Here is a 24784-nt window from a genome sequence, read left to right on the forward strand (position 1 = left end):
TGTTTCAGTAACTTTTTGATTGCAGGCGCAGGTGCAAAACCCATAATGCGTGGTTCAACACCCACCGTGGTTGCCGCAATAATTTTGGCACGTGGCTTCAGTTGGTATTGAGCAACTGCTTCATCTGAAGCGATCAATAGCGCTGCCGCACCATCGTTAATGCCTGAGGCATTGCCTGCTGTGACCGTACCTTCTGCCTTCACAACACCTTTGAGTTTCGTTAATGCTTCAATGGTGGTGGATGCACGTGGATGTTCATCCGTATCTACAACGATCGCGTCACCTTTATGTTGTGGAATGCTGACAGCAACGATTTCGTGTTTAAAAAAGCCTTTGGCTTGCGCTGCTGCTGTCCGTTGTTGGCTCACCAAGGCAAACTGGTCTTGATCAATACGATTGATATTAAATTGCTCTGCCACGTTCTCCGCAGTCTGTGGCATGGTCTCTACACCATACAGTTCTTTCAGCTTTGGATTGATAAAACGCCAACCCATGGTGGTGTCTTCAATTTTTTGGCTACGACCAAAAGCACTGTCAGACTTACCCATGACATAGGGCGCACGGCTCATACTCTCGACACCACCTGCAATGATCAGATTTGCTTCACCTGCTTTAATCGCACGCGCTGCCATCGCAATCGCATCTAAGGATGAACCACAAAGACGGTTCACTGTGGTTGCAGGGACTTGATATGGCAAGCCTGCGAGTAGAGCGGACATACGACCGACATTACGATTGTCTTCACCTGCTTGATTGGCACAACCATAGATCACATCATCCACTTGTTGCCAATCCACGGTTGGATTTCGTTGTATTAAGGCTTGAATCGGAACTGCCCCAAGGTCATCCGCACGTACAGGGGCTAAACCACCTGCATAACGTCCGAATGGAGTGCGAATCGCATCAATGATATAAGCGTTTTTCATATTTTTCCCTTTATCTAAAATCCCTCCCAACCTCCCTTTAATAAAGGGAGGAGTTCCCCTCTTTTTAAAGAGGGGTTAGGGGAGATTCATTATCCTTGTGTCGCATCAATCAATTGAGCACCCGTCAACGCCTGTAGTTCTTCAAAACTCAGACCATCTACTTTCTCAATCACTGTTAAACCGTCTTTGGTCACATCAATCACACACAGATCGGTATAGATACGATCGACACATTTCAAACCGGTTGCTGGATAAGAAAGCGCTTCAACAATCTTTGGTTCGCCTTGTTTGGTGACATGGTCGGTGGTGATAAAGACTTTCTTTGCACCCACGGCCAAATCCATTGCACCACCCACAGCAGGAATCGCATCGGCAGCACCTGTATGCCAATTGGCAAGGTCACCGTTGGCTGCGACTTGGAAAGCGCCTAAAACTGCAATATCTAAATGACCACCACGCATCATGGCAAAGGAATCACCGTGATGGAAAAAGCTTCCACCTGTGAGCATGGTCACATATTCTTTACCTGCATTAATCAGTTCAGGGTCTTCTTCACCTTTGGCTGGTGCTGGGCCAAATGCCAATAAACCATTTTCAGAATGTAGAAAGACATCTTTATCCGCAGGTAAGTAGTTCGAAATCTTGGTGGGTAAACCAATGCCTAAATTGACATAGGCACCATCAGGAATATCTTGTGCAACACGTTCTGCAATTTGGTCACGGCTGAGTTTTTGATAGCTCATTGTTATTCTCCTTATTGCGCAGTGACAGGTGATGCTGCTTCAACAGCAACCACATGCTGAACAAAAATCCCTGGGGTAATAATGTGTTCAGGATCAAGCTGACCGAGTTCAACCACTTCAGAAACTTGAGCAATCGTGACATCAGCAGCCATCGCCATAATAGGTCCAAAGTTACGTGCCGATTTATTGAAAACCAGATTGCCCCAACGATCGCCTTTGTAGGCTTTGATCAAGGCAAAGTCAGCCTTAATTGGGTATTCAAGCACATAGTCTTTCCCCTCGATATGACGGGTTTCTTTGCCTTCTGCCAATAATGTTCCAAAGCCTGTCGGCGTAAATACAGCACCTAAGCCCATACCTGCGGCTTGGATACGGCAAGCGAGATTGCCTTGTGGCACGAGTTCTAATTCAATCTTGCCTGCATGGTAAAGTTCATCGAACACCCATGAATCAGATTGACGAGGGAAAGAACATATGATTTTACGGACTGCACCTGTTTTTAGGAGTTTGGCAAGACCATAGTCACCATTGCCTGCATTGTTATTCACAATAACAAGGTCTTTGATACCGAGTTCAATCAGACCATCGATGAGTTCTGCGGGTTGTCCTGCAGTTCCGAAGCCACCAATCATGATGGTGGAACCATCCCTAATTTGGCTGAGTGCTTCAGTTAATGAGCTTGAACTTTTATCAATCATCTGACTACTTCCTGTACTATGAACCACTCAATTTTCATCCTGAAAACCGATGAAACGAAGCTGAGTGTTTTGTTCGGATTTCTTATCTTTATTTTTGATAAATTATTCACTGAGCGCTATGCTCTAAGGTGTATTTTGTTCGATCATTATTTTTTATGTTCGATGATCGAACATTATCCAAGTAAAATAGTCTCCTTTCGATTAGAATAATTTTTAGAAAATAGATTTTGGATGAAACTCGGAATTATGGAAAATTGCCAAGAAAAAAGTCTGCGCTTAATTCACCATACTGAAAATAAAAAAACGATTCGGCATGAGGACTATATTGCAGGAATGGCCAAAGGTTTAAGTATTTTGGAGTGCTTTGGACCAGAACGCCATCGTTTAAATATGAGTACTGCAGCTGAAAAAACAGGTATGACTCGCGCTGCTGCTCGCCGCCATTTAATGACTTTAGAATACTTAGGCTATTTAGATTTTGATGGTCATTATTACTATTTAACACCTAAAATCCTCAAATTTTCAGGTGCTTATCTAGATGCTTCGCCATTACCTAAAATCTGCCAACCCCTATTAAATTTACTCACTAATCAAACCTCTCTGATTTATTCTGTTATGGTCTTAGATGGTTATGAAGCGATTACCATTGCGCGTAGTGCCGCACATCAACAAACCGATCGAGTCAATCCTTACGGATTACATTTAGGTAATCGCCTACCTGCTCATGCCACCTCAGCAGGTAAAATTCTCCTCGCCCATTTAAATTTAGAAGAACAGAAACAGTGGTTAGAAAAATATCCTTTAAAGCGTTTAACCAAATATACGCATACCGATAGCGAAGTTTTCCTTACGCTACTACATGAAATTAAAGAGCAAGATTGGTGCTATTCGTGTGAAGAACATGAGTTAGGTGTACATGCGGTCGCTGTACCCATTTATGACTCAAATGCAGATGTTGTTGCAGCGTTAAATATTGTTTCTCCAACCATGCGTACAACCAAAGATTATTTGATTACCCATATCTTACCGTTATTACAAGAAACTGCTCGAGATTTACGTCAAGTGATTTAATTTATAAAAAAGCATTTCCTGAATATAGAAAATGCTTTTTTTAAATATTACCAACTTAGATTAATTCTTATTTTTTGTGTAATCTCAAAATCAATTCATAATAATGAAAGATGTTATTGATTATCAAAATTCTATAATTTATAGATAAAAATTTGTATCTTTAAGTAATTTTATTTTAACTTTCGTTAAAATTAAAACTTAACAACAACCACCTAAAATTTAAAAATTAATTAATTACAACCATTTAAATACCTATCAATTTAAAACACTAAAACCATCGTAATTGCACACATCAAATTCACATAGTATTTTAAAAACATGAAAAATAAATAAATTTTAAACCTAAAGGTAGATCAAATAATAAAAGTGAGATCATAAAATGATTGAATGGTTACAGAATGAATTAAAGCATAGCCCTGAAATACTGCTCTTCTTATCCTTAGCGATAGGATTTTGGATTGGTCAATTTCAATTCGGAAAGTTCCAGTTTGGCGGTGTTGCTGGCTCTCTTCTTGTTGCAGTTGTACTCAGTTTAATTGGTGTTCCCGTCGATAATGGTGTCAAAGCAATTCTTTTTGCACTATTTATTTATGCCGTTGGTTTTGAAAGTGGTCCACAGTTTTTTAAATCTCTTGGCCCACAGTCCATTAAAGAAATTTTACTGGCAGTATTTATGGCTGTCAGTGGCTTAATTACTGTATTAATCATGGCTAAAATCTTCCATCTTGATAAAGGTTTAGCCGCAGGTCTGGCGGCTGGTGGGATGACTCAATCTGCAATTATTGGGACTGCTGGCGATGCTTTATCTCGCCTTGATCTTCCATTAGCCGAAATCCAAAAACTCCAAGCCAATGTCGCAATTGGTTATGCGGTTACTTATATTTTTGGCTCTCTTGGCGCCATTATTATTTGTGTGAATATCTTACCCAAATTTATGGGTCGTGAAATTCATGATGATGCATTAAAAGCTCAATCTGAACGTTTAAAGGGTGCTTTTGAACTTGCTCCTGGTCAAGAATTGGCGATGCCTGAGATCGTGGGACGAATTTATAAAGTTCAACAAGCCAGTGGTCAAACCATTGCTGAATTCGAAGCTCAAAAACCAAGTATTACGATTGAAAGACTAAAGCGCAAAGACAGATTTATTGATGTATCTCCCGAAATTATTTTACAGACGGATGATGTCGTTCTTATTGTTGGTCGCAGAGCCAGTGTCGTTTCAATTGCTGAGCAGGTCGGTTCAGAACTCCAATCCTCTCAAGGAATGGAAATGATCATGGATACCACCGATGTCATTCTCAGAAACTCTAAATATATCAATCGTACACTGGGCGATATCAAAACAAATACACCTGATTATCTAAAACATGGCATTTATATACTTGGCATTAAACACAACGATGAAATACAAATATTAAGTGATGACACCATCTTGCGCCAAGGCGATGTCGTGACCGTTTATGGGACGAAAAGTGATCTTGAACGTTTAGTTAAAGAAGCAGGTAAAGCCTTACCTGAAAGCTTAAAAACCGACTGGATTTTTCACGGTGCAGGCTTGGTCGTTGGTCTACTGATTGGTTTATTCGTGATCCGTATTGGTGATGTTCCTCTAACACTCGGCGCAGGTGGTGGTGCCCTACTGTCTGGTCTTTTATTTGGTTGGTTACGTAGTCGAAATCAAGTTCACGGCAATATGCCATTGGCTGCATCACAACTGCTGAAAGACTTAGGTCTCGCAGGTTTTGTTGCTGCAGTTGGGTTGCAATCAGGTTTACAAGCCATTCAAACCATTAAAGAAAGTGGTCTATCTCTGTTTATGATTGGTGTGGTGGTGACGCTCGTCCCACTTATTCTTTCAATGCTTTTCGCTCGTTATGTCCTTCGTTATGACAATGTCGCAGTCATGGCTGGTGCTTTGTCTGGTTCACGTAGTGCCAATCCTGCATTTGGTGGCGTTTTAGATAAAGCAGGCAACTCCATTCCGACTGTTCCATTTGCAATTACCTATGCATTGGCAAATGTTTTTCTGACCTTGCTGGGTCCACTGATCGTGGGTTTAGCTTAAATAAATTGATGATATACAATAAATCATCAGCCTCACTATAAATTAAGGAGACTCCCCATGGGGAATATTGATTACTCTAAATACGCAAAACTTAGCCCATTTGAATTGAAAGATAATCTTATTGAATTAGCGCAAAGTAGAACAGATCGGCTGATGCTCAATGCAGGTCGAGGCAATCCTAACTTTTTAGCAACGCTTCCTCGTCGAGCATTTTTCCAACTAGGTTTATTTTCAGCCACAGAATCTGAGTTTTCCTTTTCTTTCATGCCAGAAGGTTTAGGTGGTTTTCCACGTCCTGTCGGTTTGCAATCTCGCTTTGATAATTTTGTGATGCAAAATCAAGATAAACCAGGCGTAGTATTCTTAGGAAAAGCAATTTCTTATGTTAGAGATCAGTTAGGTTTAGATCCCGATGCATTCTTACTTGAAATGGTCGAAGGTATTTTAGGTTGTAATTATCCCGTTCCAGATCGCATGTTACGGTTAAGTGAAACCATCATTAAAGAATATGTGTTACGCGAAATGGGTGTACAAGGTATGCCTAAAGAAGGATTAGATTTATTTGCAGTAGAAGGCGGAACTGCTGCAATGGCCTATATATTTAACTCACTTAAAGAAAATAAAATAATTGCCAATGGCGATCGCATTGCGATCGGTACCCCCATCTTTACACCTTACCTCGAAATTCCAAAACTGAATGATTACCAACTTGAAGAAGTCTTGATTGAGGCTGACCCCAATCTTGGGTGGCAATATCCTGAATCTGAACTACGTAAATTAGAAGACCCATCAATTAAAGCTTTCTTTCTTGTCAATCCAAGTAACCCTCCTTCGGTTAAACTAAGCGATGAGGGTCTAGCGATTTTGGCAGATATCGTTAAAAAACGCCCTGATTTGATTATTCTGACTGATGATGTATACGGAACCTTTGCTGATAACTTTAAATCATTGTTTGCAATCTGCACTGATAATACGATTCTTGTGTATTCATTCTCAAAATATTTCGGTGCAACAGGTTGGCGACTCGGCGTGATTGCGCTAAGCAACAATAATATATTGGATAAGAAACTGGCTGCACTCTCTAAAAAAGATAAGAAAGAGCTTGAGGAACGTTATTCTTCATTAACAACGGATCCAACGAATATTAAATTTATTGATCGTTTGGTGGCTGACAGTCGTAATGTCGCATTAAATCACACAGCTGGTCTATCCACACCACAACAAGTTCAGATGGTGTTATTTGCATTATTCAATCTGATGGATTCACGTCAAAGCTATAAGAAAGCGGTTAAATCTGTGGTTCGTGATCGTGATGCCGCACTCTATCGACAACTGGGTGTTGGTGTTCCTCAAGATCCAAATGCGGTGGATTACTATACATTGGTAGACTTAGAAAATACCTCACGCATACTCTATGGTGATGAATTTGCAGATTGGGTGATGAAAAATAAAAATCCAACCGAATTACTCTTCCGTGTCGCAGATGAAACAGGTGTGGTACTGCTGCCTGGCTCTGGCTTTGGTGTACAACATCCGTCTGCACGTGCATCGTTGGCCAATTTAAATGAATTTCAATATGCTGCAATTGGTGATTCTTTAAGACGTTTTGCTGATGATGCTTACCAAGAATATCTGAAATCCAAAAAATCGAAAAAGTAAGAATCTCTGCTTCAAGCAATCCTCCTGCTCTACATAAAGCCACATGATCGTGGCTTTATTTTTTGATGCTTAAATCAGCGAGTTCACATCGGATTCACACCACTCATTTTAAGCTATTAATAAAATGAAATGAGTTTATAGATATGGCTTTTCTCAGAACTTTAGCCGTTTCAACACTGGCTTTATTTTCCTTAGTCTCTTGTAAAAGTATCCCTAGCTATTCATCGGACTATGCTAAAGCGAATAAAACAATATCAGGAATCCCCCAAACTCAAGAACAAGCCACAGCAATTGGTGTGCGTTTCACTACGGCATTCAATACACTAGGAACTGCAAGTTTTATCCAAAATGCAAGCCAACTTTATGCTGATGACTTATACATCAACGATACCCTATCTCAATTTTCAAACAAACAAGACTTAATCAAACATTTTTCAGGAATGAATGAGCATGTTAGTCATGTCAATGTGAAGTTGATCAGTGCAACCTACCACAATGATTCTGCATATATTCATTGGTATATGGCGTATGACTTTAAAATGTTTGGTCGTCGCAAAACCATGGCGTCATACGGCATCAGCGAAATCAAAATTAATGCATCAAACCAAATTATTTTTCAACAAGATTATTGGGACCCTGCCAATGGGTTATATCGTTCTTTACCTTATCTCGGGAAAGCCTATTCTTTGATTCTACCCTTCAAAAGATAGTCTAAAATTCAGCCACTCAACATATAGAATAGATTATGAATGATCATATTTTCTTAAAACAATTCAGCCATATAGACGGTTTAATTGTACTGGCTTTAGTGGATTACTACGATGGCTCTGTTTTAGACTCTATCGGTGATGATGATTTAAATATTGATATATTCGCACTAGAGGGTTCAGCAATATTCAAACATCAGAAAAAGTTAATCAAACAACTCAATAAAACAGATTATGTTGAGGGGATTTTAATCAGTATGAAAAACCAATATCACATTATTCACCCACTCGAAAGTAATCACAGTCTTTTTCTATATGTAATTTTAGATCGTGACCATAGCAATCTCGCGTATGCACATCATGAAATACAACGACTTGAACGTCATCTCAACTTTTATGCTTATTAAAATATTTCTAAGTTGATCCGCTTTTAAAATAAAAGCTTATCACCTAAATGGAGCTAACTATGCATAGCAATTGGAAGAGAAAAATATTTTTATTTTGCACCATCAACCTCATCACAAGTGTACACCTCGTAAATGCGGCACTCCAAAGCTGCCACAATGCCCCACTCGTCGTCATGGCAAAAACCGTGGGATCGGTTACCTACTCAGCCAATGATTGTAAAGAAAATTGGGAAACACAGGATATAAGATTAGATTTTGCATATCACCATGATATTCCTGAATGGGCATTTAAACGTGCTGCAACGCATTATCTCGAAAAAAATATTGCAAACTTCTCTGATCGCTCGCCACTCAATAGCATTACTGAATTATATCGACCTGTAAAAAAAGGGGATCTATATAGCCTCAACTATAAACAAAATACCAAAACACTCACCTTGTCTTTAAATCAAAAAAGTTTAGGTTCTATTACGGATCAAAGCGCAAACCAGTATTTTAAAATTTGGTTTGGCAGTGTTCCATTTAATGCTAAATTAAAGCAACAATTACTCCATCAATAACTTGATCATCTCATTATGAACAATCAATTTATTCTTATGGTCGAGGATCATTATGAACTCGCCGCAACCGTCTGCGAATTTTTAGAAGAACATGGCTTCGTTATTGATCATGCCCGTAATCTAGATGCAGCACGTAATTTTTTGAAGACACAAGCCTATCATTTGCTTTTATTAGACATCAATTTACCTGATGGATCTGGCTACGAACTCTGTGAATGGCTACGAGTAGATCAAGGGATGAATATTCCTGTGCTCATGCTCACTGCCCGTGATACGTTGGATGACAAATTAAAAGGTTTTGTTGCTGGCACAGATGATTATTTAGTTAAACCCTTTGATTTTAATGAATTGGTGATGCGTATTCGGGCATTAATTAAACGTTCATTAGGTGAAGTTTCAAAGAGTAAAATTCAGATTCATGACTTAATCTTAGACAGTTCGACCCAAACCATTATTCGGGCAGGTCAACATATTGAGTTACCTCGAATTCAATTTAAATTGCTTAAAATTTTAATGAGAAATTCACCTCGAGTGATTACCAAGCAAGAAATTATGATTGAGTTATGGGGCGATGAAGAACCTGAGAGTGATGCGTTACGCAGTCATATTTATAACTTACGCAAAATGGTCGATAAACCTTTTACACAAAAACTTATTCATACCATCTCAGGTGTCGGTTTAAAAATCGCACTTGAAGATACCAATGCTTAATTCATATACACCACAACAATTAAACCTGTTGTGTTTTGCAACGCTAACTCAATATGTGTATTCAAATAATATTGTCGATCAAATAGTTCAACTCTCCAACCCAATTGTGTACATAGTTTTTGCACAAGCTGCAAACCAATACCATGCCCTTTAGGGTTGAGTTTGAGTTGTGAACGACTTAACTCTTGAACTTTAGATTCGTTTGGAAGACTCACGCCAATGCCATTATCAGCGATAATAATGCTATTTTTGCGTTGAATAATATGAATATTTGAACCTTGAGAATAATTTAAAGCATTACGCAAAATATTGCTGAGAACCATCTTAGTCATGGATGGATAAAGTAAGCGAGTCAATTCTGAATCGTCATATTGAACAAGAATATCAATCCCTTTGCTTTGGCTGACCGTATCTAAATCATGAACCAAATCCGTAATAATAGTAGATAATTGCATCTGCTCAGCAGTCAAAGTGTTGGTGGTATTTCTTGCAATTGCGAGTAGCGTATCTACCAACAATTGCATATCCTCAATCGTATTTGCAATACGATTCAATGATTTATCATTTCCATACCGCGCTTGGCAAATTTGGACATTGCCTTTCAAAATGGTCAAAGGTGTGCGTAATTCATGACTGACATCCCCTGTAAACTCACGTTCACGATGGATAAATTCTGTCAGTACTTGATGATACTGTTCTAATGCCTGTTTTAAATACTCCGCTTCCATATTGCCATTGGTACTAATATCTTGAAATGGTGAGGCTTCCTTATTTTGATGTGCCCAATCTATCTGTTCTAAGGCATTGGCTAAACGGGTAATCGGTGAGAAATAACGACGCGCTCGACGGTTTGACCACCATAAAATGCTATACAAGATAATTAAGCTAAACATTAACGGCGCTAAGCCAAACATCCAGACAATTTTGTTGACATTACTTTCACCAAACACCAACAACACATGCTGACCATCTCGTTCACCATACACCGTCATGCGATCTTTACCATCCACATAGATCCGATGCACGCCCTGTTGCAAGGTCATATCACGAAAAGGTTGCGGTGGCATATTCGACGACCAACGATAGCCATATAAATTCTTAGTATCAGGAAGATCCGCCTTCGGATTGCGTTCGACACGGATCCAATAATGTTCCATTTCCTGTTCAAGTGCAGTTTTGAGCAATGATCCTTTGATCACCCACGCACTACAGGCAATACCGATAATAATCGAAAGCGCGATCAGCCCAATTTGCAACCAATAGTAGCGATTAAATATCTCACTCAATGGATGATTAGTTCCATCATTTTTTTTTGATCTAAACATAGGCTGATCTACTTACAGAATCATATTTGATTATACGACTTTCTTTTTGAACAAGAAGTGACCCACGACCCATTCTTGCCCTTGCTCAAATCCAAATAATTCTGCACATGCCATAAAGAAAATTCGCCAACGTTGCCACCATGCATCAGCATCTTGCATATAAACCTGTTCAAACAGTGGTTTTAATTGTTCAGCGTTGCGATCCATATTTTCTAACCAAGCATTCGCCGTTTTTTCATAATGTGTACCCGACCATTGCCAATGTTTCGATAGTTCTAAATGCTCTTGAAAATGTAAAAATGTTGAACTGGCAGGCATCAAACCACCTGTAAAAAAGTATCTCGACATCCAGTCATATTCACTTTGGATTTCAAATGGATAATGCAAGAACCGATGACAAAAAATATGACACCACAACAGCCCATCGACCTTGAGCCAAGATTGAATTTTCTCAAACAGTTTTTGATAGTTTCGGACATGTTCAAACATTTCCACCGAAACTACACGATCAAATGAACCCTGTTTTAATTCGAGTACATTGACATCACAGGTTATGATTTCGACATTATTTAAACCACGCTGCTCAGCTTCCGCCAAAATATATTGACGTTGCGTTGCCGAATTTGAAACTCCCGTAATTTTTGCATTTGGATAACGTTCCGCCATCCATAATGTAAATGATCCCCAACCACAACCCAGTTCCAAAATATGTTGACCATCAGTTAATTGAGCGCGATCACTATAAATCTGTAGTGCAAATTCTTCAGCCTCATCTAATGAGGTTCGAGCATGCGGAAAAAAACAGGCACTATATTTAAGACGTTTTCCTAAAACCGCCTGAAAAAAAGCGGTAGGCAATTCATAATGTTGCTCATTGGCTTTGTCAGTTTCAATCGCGATTTCACTGTGCTTTAACATGTGAAGCACATCCATATAACGTTGCGCACCCTGTTCAGGATCGTAGCGCCCTTCTTGAATCAAACGCTTTTTACTCAATGCACGAATGGCTGCACGAATCGCTTGATCAGGTACTAAACCGCTTTCAACGAGTTTTAATGATTTTTGAATAATAAAGTCCATGTGCGTACCTACTCTTTGGGTTTCCACGGAATAAACATAGAAGTTCGGTTTTGATAATCGAGATAATTTTGACCTCGATTTTTTAATGCTTGTTGTTCACTAAATGGAATTCCTGTGATGTAGTACAAAAACAACCACATCAACACGGGATAAATCCATAAACTATACAATCCTGCTGCGAGTCCTAAAATTGGATAGGCGAACCAATGAATCCATTCAAAAAAATAATTCGGATGCCGCGAATATCGCCACAGACCTTGATCCATAGTTTTGCCATGATGATTCATCTTCTGCTTGAAACGATACAATTGCTGATCGGCAATCACTTCACCTATAAATGCAATTACCATGATCATACCTGCGATAATCAAATAATCGTTGGTTTCAATCCCCCATACAGAACTTGGAACATGCAGTAAGCTCCACATCGGAATGCTAAATAAAATGGCTAATCCAGCTTGAAACATAAAGAAAGTGAAAAAACCGAAGTGTTGATATTTTCCCATTGCGCTACGCATATTGGCGTATCGTCTATCTTCTTCATGTTCGGCGAGGTAACGGCGAAATAAATGAAAACTTAAGCGTAAAAACCAAATTGAACTCAATATTCCAATAAACAGTCTGACATTCAACGGTGCGATATCAACAAATAATGCTGTAATAACAATATTCAGAGCAATACAAAAACTCCATGCCACATCGACAATGCCTGCACGATGATTATAAGTTGCCCATAACCAACACATCGCCATGACAAAGACATCAAGTAAAAATAACTGCCACCACATCACTGCCTCCCTGCTACCTCAGATCGGTTGATGATTAATAAGCACTTGCTTCAAATAAAAGGTGTACGTCACTGATCACCCCTTCTTTGAAACCACCCTCGCAATAACACAGATAGAAATCCCACATCCGAATGAAATTTTCATCAAAACCTAGAGCTAGGACTTGTGCTTTGGCATTTAAAAAACGCTCACGCCATTGATGAATCGTTTCCGCATAGCTCAAGCCAATATCTTCAAGATGTTTTAAACGTAACTGTTGTTCCGATGCAGCTTGGGTCAATACACTGATACATGGAATAAAACTACCGGGGAAAATATAGCGTTTAATATAATCCACTGTGTTCAAGGCTTTTTTATAACGCGCATCTTCGATGGTGATGGCTTGAATCAATCCCAAACCATTTGGTTTTAATAAAGCACGACATTTATTAAAATAGGTGGATAAGTACTGTTCACCAACAGCTTCAATCATTTCAATCGAAACCAATTTGTCAAATTTACCTTCTAATAATCGGTAATCCTTGAGTTGAACATTGACACGATGACTAAGGCCCGCATCTGCGATACGTTTGGTGGCTTCATCATATTGCGCTTGTGAAATGGTAATCGTGGTGACTTTACAGCCATAATGCTGAGCAGCGTAGATCGCAAAACCGCCCCAACCGCTCCCAATCTCAACCAAGTGATCCATAGGTTTGAGTTGTAACTTCTGACAAATCAGTTCTTTTTTATAATCCGATGCTTCTTCTAAAGTCATATCTTTGTACTTATACACTGCACTGGAATACATCATTGAAGAATCAAGAAAGAGTTTAAAAAAATCATTACTCAGGTCGTAATGCTCTGCAATATTTTTACGGCTGCCTGATAATGAATTTTTACGAGTTTTATACCAAGTTTTTAAAACCAACTGACTGGCTTGTGAAATGAAATTCTGATTGATTTTATCCAAAACATGGCGGTTTCGAGCCAAAATCTGAATCACCTCGACCAGATGTTCAGTACTCCAATAGCCACGAATATAGCCTTCAGCTGCACCAAGCACACCATTTTTAAAAATAAGATCAATTAATACTTTGTTATGAATATCTATGGTTGCTGCTAAATCCGAAACCTCACCTACAGTACCGTTCCATTCTCCACGAAAATGAATTTGACCATGACGAAGTTTCAATAGACTTCGCAAAACCAAAGGAAGTGAATCTTGTTCACCGAAAATAAGCGTTTTCATCATTTTGTTTTAAATCCTTATCTTTTTTAGGGTGCCGATAAAATGGAACTTTCTTTCGCCATAGATGAAAAGCTTGAATATAAATTGAAGCGAACATCTTGAAAGGTTCAAAGATATGATGAATAGCATAGCGATGTTGTTGTGAAGGAAGTGTGATGCTTTCAAGCTGAAAATGCATACTGACATCAAATACGAACTGTTGATTTTGATAAAGCTGCATGTAAATTACATGCTTGGCATCAGAAAAATTGAATTTCCATTTATATTCAATCTCCATCGGCATAAATGGGGAAACATGAAATGATTTTTCAAAATTAAACTCAAAACTTCGATAATGAGCTTGGTTTTGCCCTTTCCCTCGACAATCGTGAACATAAACTTTGCGTTCATTCCACGGCGTGTTAGTAATCTCGCTTAATATGAAGATAGGCTGCTGTTCAGCATCCAAAATGAAATAAAAAACCACCGAATTAAATCTAAAACCTAAAGTTCGCGGCAACGCTAATATACGAATATTTAATTGAGCCGATAAAATCGTATCTGCTTGTTGCAATAAAATCTTTTTAATTCTTTCTCGTAAACTTCCCTGATAGCCTTTTAAAAAATCATTGGGATCAATAGTTAAAAAGTTCCAACCCGTTGCTGACCATAAATACGATTTTTTTACAAATGAATCCAATTGATCGGGGTCAAACCATAAGTAAGTTAAATTTGACTCAAACTGATGCACTTTAGGTACATAACGTCGATGATGGATTGTTGCGGATGCAGTCGCAAGTGCCGTATTCAACATAACACCATCTCCATCAGTTGCTCAGAGATGCAAATTGATCAACGACACGCGCTGCGCTACGTGCTCCATCTTCATGAAAGCCCCATCCCCAATATGCACCACAAAATGAACTACGATTGTTTCCATTAATTTCTTGCCAACGGGATTGTGCCGCAATCGCTTTTTGATCAAATACTGGATGTCGATAATGACGCTCGACCCAAATGGATTTTTTTGCAATCGGAAAATTTGGATTTAAGGTTGAAAAGACCTGCGTCTTACAGGGCAAATTTTGTAGCGTGTTCATCCAATAAGTGAACCCATAATGAGTATTGCTTGAATCTAATCGCTTTTGCATATCCATCTTCTCAGCAGTGACATGTACATGCCAACTTGCCCATTGCGATTTACGCTTTGGCATAATTGATGTATCACTGTGTACCACCATCAAATTATCTTGATAATCAAAACTACCTAAGATTTCTCGCTCCTTTTCTGAAGCATCTTTTATCAACCCCAATGTGTCATCAGCATGACTCGCAAAAACCACCCAATCAAATTGCTCTTGATCTTGATCTGTAACGATCCTGACGGCGTGTTCCGTTCGTATTACCTCTTGAACATGGGCGTGTTTCCATTGTATCGAAGGACAAGCCGCTTGAATCGCTTGAATATAAGATGCTGAACCACCTTTCACCGTCTGCCACTGTGGACGGTCTTTTAATTGCAACATACGATGATGCTGAAAAAAACTCACGACAAACTTATATGGAATCTGTCCCACCTGTTCGACAGGACTTGACCATAGCGCGCCACACATCGGATACAAATGTTCATCTCTAAACACTTGTGAATAATCATTTTGATTCAAATAATCATCAATGGTTAATTCAAAATCACATGCCTCGACAGAAATGTCTTTATTGGCTTGATAAAACCGAATTAGATCAGACAACATCACTCGAAAGTTCTTCTTTAAAAAGTTTTGTGGTCGCGTTAATAATGACCATTTTTTTGATGGATTGTACTGAAGCCCTGTTACCTGATTATTGACCGAAAAGCTCATATCGCTATTTTGTGCTTCTACACCTAATTCAGCAATCATTGCGCTAAAGAGTGGATAGTTATGTGCATTAAAAACAATAAAACCACTATCTACAGCAAGATAGTGCTGATCAATCAATAATTCATGCGTATCCGTATGACCACCAAAATAATGCTCTTTTTCAAAAATAGTGACTTGATGCTGCTTGGATAATTTCCACGCTGCATACATACCCGAAATACCAGAGCCTACGATTGCAATCTTCATCAAGACTCCTCGCTTTGAATTTTACTCGCGTTTATTTTGAGATTTAATTGATGACTTTTATGGGTATCATAAATACGTTGTGGTACAGGTTTAATTCCCCAAATCAACCCCAAAAAAGACATGATTTTTAAAATGTAATAAGTGATGTCGATTTGCCACCAAAAGAAACCTTGTCGAGTGCTGCCTGCATAATAATGATGATTGTTATGCCAACCCTCACCTAATGTAATCATGGATAAAAAGAAATTATTTCGACTGTTGTCTTTGGTCTCAAAGTCCCGACTTCCATATAGATGCGCAAGCGAATTGATACACAACGTTGCATGAATCAATAAAACTGTCGAAATGACAAAACCCCAGACCAATAGCTGTAAACCTGACGTACCTAAACTCGGATAAGCAATAGCCAACCACTCACCTAAACAATAAATTGCAAAAGCAGTGAACAAGACCACAGGTAAACTAAAACGATCTAACCAAACAATTTCAGGAAATTTTAGCCAATCTTTAACGACTTCTTTGCGTATCAAAAAATTCTGCTTATTCAAGAACCAACCCACATGGCTATACCAAAAACCATGTGTCGATGAATGTGGATCATGTTCGGTATCGGTAAAACGATGATGATAACGATGATGCGCTGCCCACCATAGAGGCCCCCGCTGTGCGCTCATTGTTCCAATCAAGACAAAAAAGAATTGTACTGGGCGTGATGTTTGAAAGGTTTTATGCGAAAGATAACGATGAAAAAATGCCGTGATGGCAAACATTCTCACAAAATAAAAAATCAGCATAAAAATAACAGCAAACCAAGATACTCCAACCCAAAACACGGCAAAGCAAGCAATATGCAGCAAAATGAATGGTAAAATCCGAAACCACTGAATCTTAGTATCTTTTGTGCTTTCTTTAAACTGAGGCTGCTGTTTATCTAAAGTATCAGTCAGTGACCAACTATCGACCCATCGCAGAAAAAATTTAAACATTGATTCTTCCTGACCCAATCTCTTTTTATATTTATAATCTTAATAGAAATCATATGAAGTTTATGTGAAGCTCAACATCGTACGCACCAGAGCATGCCTCACATCATAATATGAAAAGACACACTAAACATGAATTTATATTATTTTTTAGCTTAGACTCAAAACCAATTGGCTTAAGCCTAAGCGTATTTAAAAAACATTTTTATCGAATCAATATGTATTCAAATTAAAGAGAAAGCATAGGTAAAATTTTCATCAAGCTTGTAATCACCAAGTAAATGGCAACACAAATCACCACCACAGCGAATACCTTTTGTACCGTTTTTATATCAATCAGGTTGATTAATCGTCTACCAATTAACATCCCGATAATACAAGCCACGACAAAGCTAGTGGTTACAGCGATTGGATATTGAAAACCATCAATGATGTGAATAGAAATACTTACGCCACCAATTAAAAAAATGATCATCAATGAAGTTGCAACGATACTCCGCATATCCAAATCAGTGACTTTACGTAATGCAGGCACAATTACAAAACCACCGCCAACACCCAACAGACCTGTTAATAACCCAGCAATAATACCAATAAAACCGAGGACTGAAGCTGTTTTAACATTCCAAATCAATTGCCCTGTTGATTGATTCACCTTACACGGTGGATCTTCAAAATCATTGACTTTATTGAAGAAAATGCGATAAGCCACAATCATCATCACAACACTGAATCCAAGGCTTAACCAAACTGGAGAAATAATACTCGCAAGATGAATCCCGTAACGTGCCGATGGCAGACTGATCAAGGCAATCCAGATTGCCGCACGATAACGCACAATTTTCTTGAATAAGCCTTGAACCATACCAACAAATGCAGAAAGTGTTACTGCCAACAAACCTACTGGTGCAGCTTGAGACACTGTCCATCCTTGACTCGCCATTAATGCTGGTACAGCCAAAATACCGCCACCTGCGCCTGTCAATCCAAGTAAACATCCGATCGCAAGACCTTCTAAGACTAATAACCACATGATATGCAATGACCTCGTACAAGGATGAACAGTTTTTGCAGAAAATAAAAATCTAACCTAGCTCAAAATTAAAGCTAAGCAATTGATTTAAATTAGAACTAAATAAGTTAAAGACTTGGTTTAACCATCCATTCACGACCTTTCAACATACCATCCCAATACATTGGTGGTAGGATTTGCTCTTTTAACAACCAAGCCATGCGTGATGGTTTTTGACCATCGAGCAACCACTTGGGGAAACTCGGCAATAATTTTCCGCCATAACCAAATTCTGCCAACACAATCTTTCCACGCTCAACTGTGAGCGGACATGACCCATAACCATCATATTGCGCAAAATGTTGATTGCCTTTTAAGTACTGCAATACATTGACTGCAACAATCGGGGCTTGCTTTCGTGCTGCGGCAGCCGTTTTCGCATTTGGTGCATTAGTGACATCACCCAAAGCAAAGATGTAAGGATACTTGCTATGCTGTAAGGTATGCTGATCAACACTGACCCAACCTGCTGTATCCACCAAGTTACTCGCTCGGATAAAATCAGGTGCTTGCTGTGGTGGAACAACATGAATCATGTCGAAATCAGTTTCAATCACTGAGGTATTTCCCCCTTCACTGACCTTAAACCAAGCTCGCTTTTGGCTTCCATCGACTTTAATCAATTGATGATTAAAGTTTAAATTGGCATTGTAACGTTTAATATATTCCATCAAAGCTGGAACATAAGCTTGTACGCCAAATAACACCGCACCTGTATTATAAAAATCAATTTCAATATCTTTTAATACACCTTGTTTTTGCCAATAATCAGCTGACAAATACATTGCTTTTTGCGGAGCACCAGCACATTTAATTGGCATTGGTGGCTGTGTAAAAACAGCTTTACCCTGTTTCATATTACGAACCAAGTCCCACGTATAGGGTGCAAGGTCATAACGATAGTTTGAAGTCACACCATTTTTACCTAGCGTTTCTACTAAACCTTCAATTCCATGCCAATTTAGTTTTAAGCCTGGGCAGACGACCAATACTTCATAGTTAATCGGCTTACATCCCTCTAATAAAACTTGTTTATTATCAAGATCAAAAGCTGCAACAGCTGCCTTAATCCAATGAACTTGCTTAGGAATCAGACTCGCCATTGTTCTTACCGTTTTTTCAGGAGCGAATATCCCACCGCCGACCATCGTCCACCCCGGTTGGTAGTAATGAATTTCAGCAGGATCAATCACGGCAATATCTAAATTGGGCTGACGAGCTAACAAACTCGATGCTACTGAAATACCCGCCGCACCCCCACCCACAATCACCACAGAAAAAGTCGGTATATTGTTTAACTGAGTTGGATTTTGCTTCAAAATTCGAGGGACTAAACCCTGTAAATCATAGCCTAGTGATTTTGACTGCAATAACATCTGGTCAATGGTAAGTTCAGCCACTTGAGACAATGCCCATAAGGTGATTGAGCGAGTTCCCGAACGACAAAATGCCAATACGGGCTTCTGTGATTTTTGATAGAGTAATTTGAACTCAATCGCTTGCTCATCCGTCACCCGCCCACTGACCACAGGCAAATATTCCAATTGAATCCCATGTCGTATTGCAGCTTCTTGGATCTCAATAATATTCGGCTGATCGATGCCTTCACCATCAGGACGATTGCAAATAATCGTTTTGATTCCCTTGGCTGCAATTTCAACCAAATCAGATTGGTTGATCTGAGCAGATACCCAAAATTCAGGGTTAACTTGTTTTAATTCACTCACAGTTTTCCCCTTATTTCCCACACGCTTTATTTGCAGGCAAAGCAATATCAATCTTTTTAGGGTATGGGAGATCAAGATTTTTCATAATTTCAACGAAATCTTGTTTACTACGTCCCTGACCTAAACGAGAGTTCGATTCACGTTCATGACCGACTGTTGAAGACAAACGACCTTTATAATCATGTCCCGGATAAACAATCGTGTCGTCAGGTAAAGTGAAAATCTGTTGATGGATGCTGTCATATAAGGTTTCAGCATTTCCCTCTTGGAAATCAGTACGACCACAACCATCTATCAGTAATGCATCACCTGTAAATACCATAGTGTCGATTACATAGCTGGTACAAGCATTGGTATGTCCAGGGGTATAACGTGCTTCTATTAAAAATTCACCTACACGTATCGCACTGCGGTCAGTGATAAAAATATCGCCACAATCCACGCCCGAGTTACGATGCAAAACCGTTTTACAGCCAAAACGCGTTCTGAGTAAATTCGCAGCCGTAACATGATCTGCATGAACATGTGTATCTAGGCTATACACTAATTTGAGATTGAGCTGTTTCAACATGTGTGCATAGCTTTCAATTTCTGAAGCAACGGGATCAATCAGTACCGCTTCACGCGTTTGTTCAGATGCAACCAAATATGTGTAAGTTGAACTTTCTTTTTCAAAAAACTGATGAAGTATCATTTGAATTGGTCTCGATATGCTTGGTTATATTCTTATTTTGCAAACTAAGTGCCAACTTTATGCAAAATAAATTATATTCAGATAAAACAATATATTAATTAATAATATTTTATTTTGGACAAAACAATCATTTCAATAATGTTTCGTTTTATGTTTCAATTGTTTCAAATGAAAAACATATGATGAAACATCATGCGCCAAGCGATTGATTTTTATACTCAAGCTGATTTAGAAAACTTCTTGTTTAAACTACAAACCTTAATAGCAGGAAGTTCTATCCTTATCTTAGATCAAGCTCAGCAGCGTTTTGTATATGAATTTAAAGCACAGAATTTTAATCACACCTTATTTCAAACACTTAAACAGAAAGTACGAGCAAATGAGCTTACAATTGGACGACACATTATAAAAGATGCAAGCAAATCGATTGAACTGCTATGCCATAGTCACAGTATCCACATTGCTGATCAAAACTTTGAGGGAACGCTCTATCTATTACACTCCCCTCAGCCCTTACAAAGATTGAAACAAGACCAAAACATTGTCAGTTTGGAACAAACCTTTCATAGCCAATCTGCCGAAATGCAACGCATGTTTTCCATTATTCAACGTGTTGCAATTACAGAATTTCCTGTCTTAGTCCGAGGCGAGTCTGGCAGTGGAAAAGAACTGGTTGCACAGGCTCTTCATGATCATAGTCAGCGAAAAAATAACGTATTTATTGCGATTAACTGTGCGGCATTAAATGCGAATATTCTTGAAAGTGAGTTATTTGGTCATGTCAAAGGTGCATTTACAGGGGCGATTCGAGAACACAAAGGTGTCTTTGAACGTGCTGCGGGGGGAACACTCTTTTTAGATGAAATCGCTGAAATTCCGTTAGAACTTCAAGCAAAGTTATTACGAGTCCTTGAGACTGGTGAATTTACGCCACTAGGCGGCGAAAAATCAATTAAAGCCAATGTCCGCATTATCACGGCGACTCATCGAGCGTTACGAGAAGAAGCTCGTCTTGGACGCTTTCGTCAGGATTTATTATATCGACTCCGTGTGATTCCAATTTTTGTTCCACCACTCCGTGATCGCAAAGAAGATATTCCTTTGATTGCCAATTATATTTTAACTGAGCAACAAAATGTTTTTGGAGCTTCTCCAAAACTCTCTGATGCAGCCTTACAGAAGCTGATTGATTATGATTGGCCTGGTAATGTTCGTGAACTGAAAAATACCCTACTCTATGCACTGACGATGGCAAATGAAAAATCTGAGATTGATGTTTGCGATTTGCCTGATGAAATCATTGATAAGCAACATATCTCCCCTTCAAACTCAATCATTGAAGATGAACCATTACTGATCTCGGATAAAATCAATAAAGAAATGATACGGAAAACATTAATTCAATACCAAAATGATCTTTCACTGGCAGCAAAAGCACTCAATATTAGCCGAACCACGCTTTGGCGCTATCGTAAAAAATTTAATTTATAAAAAATAAAAAAGCGAGACTTGGACATCTCGCTTTTTTTATTGATCACCTTATCTAACTTTTCAAATGAGGGTTTTCAAGAGGCAAGTCATTTTCTAAATGCTCATCAAATATATCAGTCAGCATACTGTCGTAGCGTTTAGCGTTATATTTTAAAAGCTGTTCCGCTTCGTTTGCAGTAATAAAACCCACTGCAACGGCATCTGTAATATGTTCCTCAAAAGTCAGCCCCTTAAACTGATCTTTCGATTCAGCTTTTTTAAACTTATCCCAAAGCGGTTGCAATGTTAGCAACATTTGGAAGGTTGATTCCATGCGCCCCATCACATCTGTTTCATCGGTTGTGTAATAAACATGTTTTTTCAATTCCGCTCTAAAAGAATTTTCTTTTAGCAGTAATTGAGCAACTTGTTGTTTAAGTTCATCCGATGGCTTTGTGACTGGTCGACCAAACGGGAAACTGATTAATTTCACCAATGTCGCAGCAATTTTCACAGGGAAATTTTCATAGAATCCAAAGAATGCTTCCTGAGCATTATAGAGAGCCTTAGTTAATGCTAATTCTGCATGTTTTTGATCTGACTCAGTTCTTTGTCCATGCTCATAATAATTAAGAATCGCTGTTGCAATAAATAAATAGGCATGAATATCCGCTAAACGACCTGAAAGCATTTCCTTACGTTTTAAATCTCCAGCCAATATTCCCAATGCCATGTCTGCCGTCAAAGCAAAATCAGCACTCATCCGATTGATAATTGCATAATATGGTTTTGAGAAATCATCAGCTGCTGAAGAGCCCTGTTTACTGCCCCCTGTAAGACCAAATGCAAGCGCTTTGGCAGCACGATTAAAAGTATAAGCAAGATGTTTAAATAACAAGGTATTGAATTTTTTTAGTGCACTCGTTTTATCATCTGATTGCAATAATTGCAGTTCTTCAAATAAATACGGATGGCATCTCATGGAACCTTGACCGAAAATCATCAAAGAACGCGTAAGAATATTTGCCCCTTCTACCGTAATTGCAACAGGTATAGATTGGTAAGTTAAAGCCAGAAAATTACGTGGCCCTAGCTGAATTGCACGCCCACCAACAACATCCATACCATGATTAATCACTTTTCTCATGGTTTCAGTCGCATAGTATTTTGCCATAGCTGTCATGACAGCTGGAGTCCCGCCCTGATTTAAACCACAAGTCACCATATATCTAAATGCCTCAAGCATATAGGCATCACTGGCAATATCACTGGTTGCCTCTTGCACACCTTCAAAATGCCCAACTGACACTTTAAACTGTTGTCGAACGCTAGCAAATGCACCCACTAAAAGGTAACTCATCTCACCCGCAGCAGTCGCCAATGCTGGTAAAGAAATACCACGACCAACGCCAAGGCATTCCATCAACATGCGCCAACCTTTACCTGCATTTTGTTGACCACCAATAATCCAGTCGATTGGAATAAAAATGTCTGTTCCTTCCACGGTTCCATTCATAAATGGCGCACCAGGATTATGGCGCGCACCTATTTTTATCCCTTCATGACTTGCAGGTATTAGTGCACAGGTAATGCCATATTCGCTTTTACTTTTATCACCTAATAGACCATTTGGATCGTACAACTTAAATGCCAAACCAATTACCGTTGCAATCGGTGCAAGCGTAATCCATCGTTTAGAAAAATTCATTTTTAGACCAAGAACTTCTTGTCCTTGATAAGCCCCATAACAGACTATACCTGTATCTGGAATCGCGCCTGCATCAGAACCAGCTTCTGGACTAGTTAAGCCAAAGCAAGGAATTTCTGTACCATTCGCTAAGCCGGGTAAATAACGTTGCTTCTGTGCAGTTGTACCGTAATGGAGTAATAGTTCACCCGGACCAAGCGAGTTGGGCACCATACAACTCACTGCAGCAGTCAATGAACGCGATGCTATCTTGCTCATAATGCGGCTTTGAGCAAATGGTGAAAACTCTTTCCCTCCAAATGATTTTGGAATGATTAGTCCTAAAAAGCCTTTATATTTAATGAACTGCCAAACTTCAGGAGGTAAATTTTTATCTTTGTGCTGAATTTTCCATTCATCAAGCATAGCGCAAAGTTGTTGAACTTCATTATCTAGAAAGGATTATTCTTCTACAGAAAGTTTTGGATAAGGATATTGATTGAACTTTCGCCAATCAGGTGCTCCCATAAATAATTCTTTTTCCCACCAGCTCGTACCTGCTTCCAAAGCCTCTCTTTCTGTAATGCTCATGCTAGGCATCGCTTTAGAAAGAATATTAAATGCAGGTTTAGCAATTAAAGCTTCACGTAATGGTGCAACAAGTAAAATGATACTCATTAAAATGATGGGAATACCAACCACTAAACTCCACGGCGTAATAAAAATCGCGCAGAGAATAGCTGTGGCGATAGCAACAATACTACCGATTGTTCGATTGAGTTCGAAATAAAATACAGCCCATAACACAACAAACTGAATCAACAAGCTAAGCAATATCAATACGAGAATCATAGTTACTCCTTTGCCTTCAACTTGAACTGAGAAAAATGATTTATTTGAATGACTTCATGTTTGAACTTAGATGGAAATAAGTGAAAAAAGCGTGAATTTTTATTCTACAGATCAGATTGATATTTTTTTAATTGGCTACTAATCATTACAGAATTGCATCAACACAAAACGAATACACTAAAAAAATCATGTTTTTATAATAAACAACAATAGAAATCAATTGAACAAAATACGAGTTTTATAT

Annotated in this window: 21 protein-coding genes and 1 pseudogene; 8 read left to right on the forward strand and 14 right to left on the reverse strand. The window is 38.8% G+C overall.

The features are described from left to right. The 3 genes from C502_RS0108715 to C502_RS0108725 all read right to left on the reverse strand — a co-directional run. The coding region (locus C502_RS0108715) for an acetyl-CoA C-acyltransferase (protein WP_018678163.1) at positions 1-926 on the reverse strand (926 nt) is incomplete at its 3' end. Between the two features lie 89 nt (positions 927-1015). Further along, positions 1016-1669 (reverse strand): 3-oxoacid CoA-transferase subunit B, encoded by a 654-nt coding sequence (locus C502_RS0108720; protein WP_018678162.1) that lies wholly within the window; start codon positions 1667-1669, stop codon positions 1016-1018. An 11-nt stretch (positions 1670-1680) separates the two neighbouring features. After that, entirely contained in the window at positions 1681-2367 is a 687-nt protein-coding gene (locus tag C502_RS0108725; protein ID WP_018678453.1) for a 3-oxoacid CoA-transferase subunit A, read from the reverse strand. Between the two features lie 246 nt (positions 2368-2613). Between C502_RS0108725 and pcaU the strand changes: the two genes are divergently transcribed. From pcaU to C502_RS0108760, 7 genes are all read left to right on the forward strand, one after another. Beyond that, entirely contained in the window at positions 2614-3438 is an 825-nt protein-coding gene (pcaU, locus tag C502_RS0108730) for an IclR family transcriptional regulator PcaU (protein ID WP_018678454.1), read from the forward strand. Between the two features lie 379 nt (positions 3439-3817). Then, positions 3818-5503 (forward strand): aspartate-alanine antiporter, encoded by a 1686-nt coding sequence (gene aspT / locus C502_RS0108735; protein ID WP_018678455.1) that lies wholly within the window; start codon positions 3818-3820, stop codon positions 5501-5503. 57 nt (positions 5504-5560) lie between these two features. Further along, a complete protein-coding gene (locus C502_RS0108740; RefSeq protein ID WP_018678456.1) occupies positions 5561-7162 on the forward strand; it encodes a bifunctional aspartate transaminase/aspartate 4-decarboxylase in 1602 nt (533 codons plus the stop codon). Positions 7163-7305: 143 nt separating this feature from the next. Then, complete coding sequence (locus C502_RS0108745; protein ID WP_018678457.1) at positions 7306-7872, forward strand: nuclear transport factor 2 family protein; 567 nt, start codon at positions 7306-7308, stop codon at positions 7870-7872. Between the two features lie 35 nt (positions 7873-7907). Next, on the forward strand, positions 7908-8276 hold the full coding sequence (locus tag C502_RS0108750) for a hypothetical protein (RefSeq protein ID WP_018678458.1): 369 nt from the start codon (positions 7908-7910) through the stop codon (positions 8274-8276). A 59-nt stretch (positions 8277-8335) separates the two neighbouring features. Then, on the forward strand, positions 8336-8836 hold the full coding sequence (locus tag C502_RS0108755; protein ID WP_018678459.1) for a chalcone isomerase family protein: 501 nt from the start codon (positions 8336-8338) through the stop codon (positions 8834-8836). Positions 8837-8851: 15 nt separating this feature from the next. After that, positions 8852-9547, forward strand: a complete 696-nt coding sequence (locus C502_RS0108760) for a response regulator transcription factor (protein WP_018678460.1) — start codon at positions 8852-8854, stop codon at positions 9545-9547. Here C502_RS0108760 and C502_RS0108765 read toward each other — a convergent pair. The 10 genes from C502_RS0108765 to C502_RS0108810 form a co-directional block, all read right to left on the reverse strand. Continuing rightward, positions 9544-10872, reverse strand: coding sequence for a sensor histidine kinase (locus C502_RS0108765; protein ID WP_018678461.1), 1329 nt, complete (start codon positions 10870-10872; stop codon positions 9544-9546). The two genes, C502_RS0108760 and C502_RS0108765, sit on opposite strands and share 4 nt — an antisense overlap. 30 nt (positions 10873-10902) lie before the next feature. Next, entirely contained in the window at positions 10903-11952 is a 1050-nt protein-coding gene (locus C502_RS0108770; protein WP_018678462.1) for an SAM-dependent methyltransferase, read from the reverse strand. Between the two features lie 8 nt (positions 11953-11960). Then, complete coding sequence (locus tag C502_RS0108775; protein WP_018678463.1) at positions 11961-12740, reverse strand: DUF1295 domain-containing protein; 780 nt, start codon at positions 12738-12740, stop codon at positions 11961-11963. Between the two features lie 34 nt (positions 12741-12774). After that, on the reverse strand, positions 12775-13974 hold the full coding sequence (locus tag C502_RS0108780; protein WP_018678464.1) for an SAM-dependent methyltransferase: 1200 nt from the start codon (positions 13972-13974) through the stop codon (positions 12775-12777). Beyond that, positions 13949-14764: a DUF1365 domain-containing protein gene (locus C502_RS0108785; RefSeq protein ID WP_018678465.1), complete on the reverse strand. Its 816-nt coding sequence runs from the start codon at positions 14762-14764 to the stop codon at positions 13949-13951. Before C502_RS0108785 ends, C502_RS0108780 begins: the two co-directional genes overlap by 26 nt. Positions 14765-14777: 13 nt before the next feature. Further along, entirely contained in the window at positions 14778-16055 is a 1278-nt protein-coding gene (locus C502_RS0108790) for an NAD(P)/FAD-dependent oxidoreductase (RefSeq protein ID WP_018678466.1), read from the reverse strand. Then, positions 16055-17041 (reverse strand): acyl-CoA desaturase, encoded by a 987-nt coding sequence (locus C502_RS0108795; protein WP_018678467.1) that lies wholly within the window; start codon positions 17039-17041, stop codon positions 16055-16057. The genes C502_RS0108790 and C502_RS0108795 overlap by 1 nt, the downstream gene beginning before the upstream one ends. A 226-nt stretch (positions 17042-17267) precedes the next feature. Further along, positions 17268-18071: a sulfite exporter TauE/SafE family protein gene (locus tag C502_RS0108800; RefSeq protein ID WP_018678468.1), complete on the reverse strand. Its 804-nt coding sequence runs from the start codon at positions 18069-18071 to the stop codon at positions 17268-17270. A gap of 107 nt (positions 18072-18178) precedes the next feature. Then, complete coding sequence (locus C502_RS0108805; protein WP_018678469.1) at positions 18179-19837, reverse strand: bifunctional protein tyrosine phosphatase family protein/NAD(P)/FAD-dependent oxidoreductase; 1659 nt, start codon at positions 19835-19837, stop codon at positions 18179-18181. Positions 19838-19847: 10 nt separating this feature from the next. Then, positions 19848-20531 (reverse strand): MBL fold metallo-hydrolase, encoded by a 684-nt coding sequence (locus C502_RS0108810; protein ID WP_018678470.1) that lies wholly within the window; start codon positions 20529-20531, stop codon positions 19848-19850. 192 nt (positions 20532-20723) lie between these two features. Here C502_RS0108810 and C502_RS0108815 point away from each other — a divergent pair, with 192 nt between their 5' ends. Beyond that, the gene (locus tag C502_RS0108815) at positions 20724-22022 is read left to right on the forward strand and encodes a sigma-54 interaction domain-containing protein (RefSeq protein ID WP_018678471.1); all 1299 of its coding nucleotides are present in this window, start codon (positions 20724-20726) and stop codon (positions 22020-22022) included. Positions 22023-22074: 52 nt separating this feature from the next. On the opposite strand, the pseudogene C502_RS18205 reads toward C502_RS0108815, so the two are convergent. Beyond that, a pseudogene (locus tag C502_RS18205) lies at positions 22075-24540 on the reverse strand (acyl-CoA dehydrogenase). Positions 24541-24784 lie beyond the last annotated feature (244 nt).

Source organism: Acinetobacter tjernbergiae DSM 14971 = CIP 107465 (assembly GCF_000374425.1).
Lineage (GTDB): Bacteria > Pseudomonadota > Gammaproteobacteria > Pseudomonadales > Moraxellaceae > Acinetobacter > Acinetobacter tjernbergiae.

Excerpts from the sequence above, each read along its gene's own strand:
- C502_RS0108720 (WP_018678162.1), bottom strand. The coding sequence starts at position 1,669 with ATGAGCTATCAAAAACTCAGCCGTGACCAAATTGCAGAACGTGTTGCA.
- C502_RS0108725 (WP_018678453.1), bottom strand. The coding sequence starts at position 2,367 with ATGATTGATAAAAGTTCAAGCTCATTAACTGAAGCACTCAGCCAAATT.
- pcaU (WP_018678454.1), top strand. The coding sequence starts at position 2,614 with ATGGAAAATTGCCAAGAAAAAAGTCTGCGCTTAATTCACCATACTGAA.
- aspT (WP_018678455.1), top strand. The coding sequence starts at position 3,818 with ATGATTGAATGGTTACAGAATGAATTAAAGCATAGCCCTGAAATACTG.
- C502_RS0108740 (WP_018678456.1), top strand. The coding sequence starts at position 5,561 with ATGGGGAATATTGATTACTCTAAATACGCAAAACTTAGCCCATTTGAA.
- C502_RS0108745 (WP_018678457.1), top strand. The coding sequence starts at position 7,306 with ATGGCTTTTCTCAGAACTTTAGCCGTTTCAACACTGGCTTTATTTTCC.
- C502_RS0108750 (WP_018678458.1), top strand. The coding sequence starts at position 7,908 with ATGAATGATCATATTTTCTTAAAACAATTCAGCCATATAGACGGTTTA.
- C502_RS0108755 (WP_018678459.1), top strand. The coding sequence starts at position 8,336 with ATGCATAGCAATTGGAAGAGAAAAATATTTTTATTTTGCACCATCAAC.
- C502_RS0108760 (WP_018678460.1), top strand. The coding sequence starts at position 8,852 with ATGAACAATCAATTTATTCTTATGGTCGAGGATCATTATGAACTCGCC.
- C502_RS0108765 (WP_018678461.1), bottom strand. The coding sequence starts at position 10,872 with ATGTTTAGATCAAAAAAAAATGATGGAACTAATCATCCATTGAGTGAG.
- C502_RS0108770 (WP_018678462.1), bottom strand. The coding sequence starts at position 11,952 with ATGGACTTTATTATTCAAAAATCATTAAAACTCGTTGAAAGCGGTTTA.
- C502_RS0108775 (WP_018678463.1), bottom strand. The coding sequence starts at position 12,740 with ATGTGGTGGCAGTTATTTTTACTTGATGTCTTTGTCATGGCGATGTGT.
- C502_RS0108780 (WP_018678464.1), bottom strand. The coding sequence starts at position 13,974 with ATGATGAAAACGCTTATTTTCGGTGAACAAGATTCACTTCCTTTGGTT.
- C502_RS0108785 (WP_018678465.1), bottom strand. The coding sequence starts at position 14,764 with ATGTTGAATACGGCACTTGCGACTGCATCCGCAACAATCCATCATCGA.
- C502_RS0108790 (WP_018678466.1), bottom strand. The coding sequence starts at position 16,055 with ATGAAGATTGCAATCGTAGGCTCTGGTATTTCGGGTATGTATGCAGCG.
- C502_RS0108795 (WP_018678467.1), bottom strand. The coding sequence starts at position 17,041 with ATGTTTAAATTTTTTCTGCGATGGGTCGATAGTTGGTCACTGACTGAT.
- C502_RS0108800 (WP_018678468.1), bottom strand. The coding sequence starts at position 18,071 with ATGTGGTTATTAGTCTTAGAAGGTCTTGCGATCGGATGTTTACTTGGA.
- C502_RS0108810 (WP_018678470.1), bottom strand. The coding sequence starts at position 20,531 with ATGATACTTCATCAGTTTTTTGAAAAAGAAAGTTCAACTTACACATAT.
- C502_RS0108815 (WP_018678471.1), top strand. The coding sequence starts at position 20,724 with ATGCGCCAAGCGATTGATTTTTATACTCAAGCTGATTTAGAAAACTTC.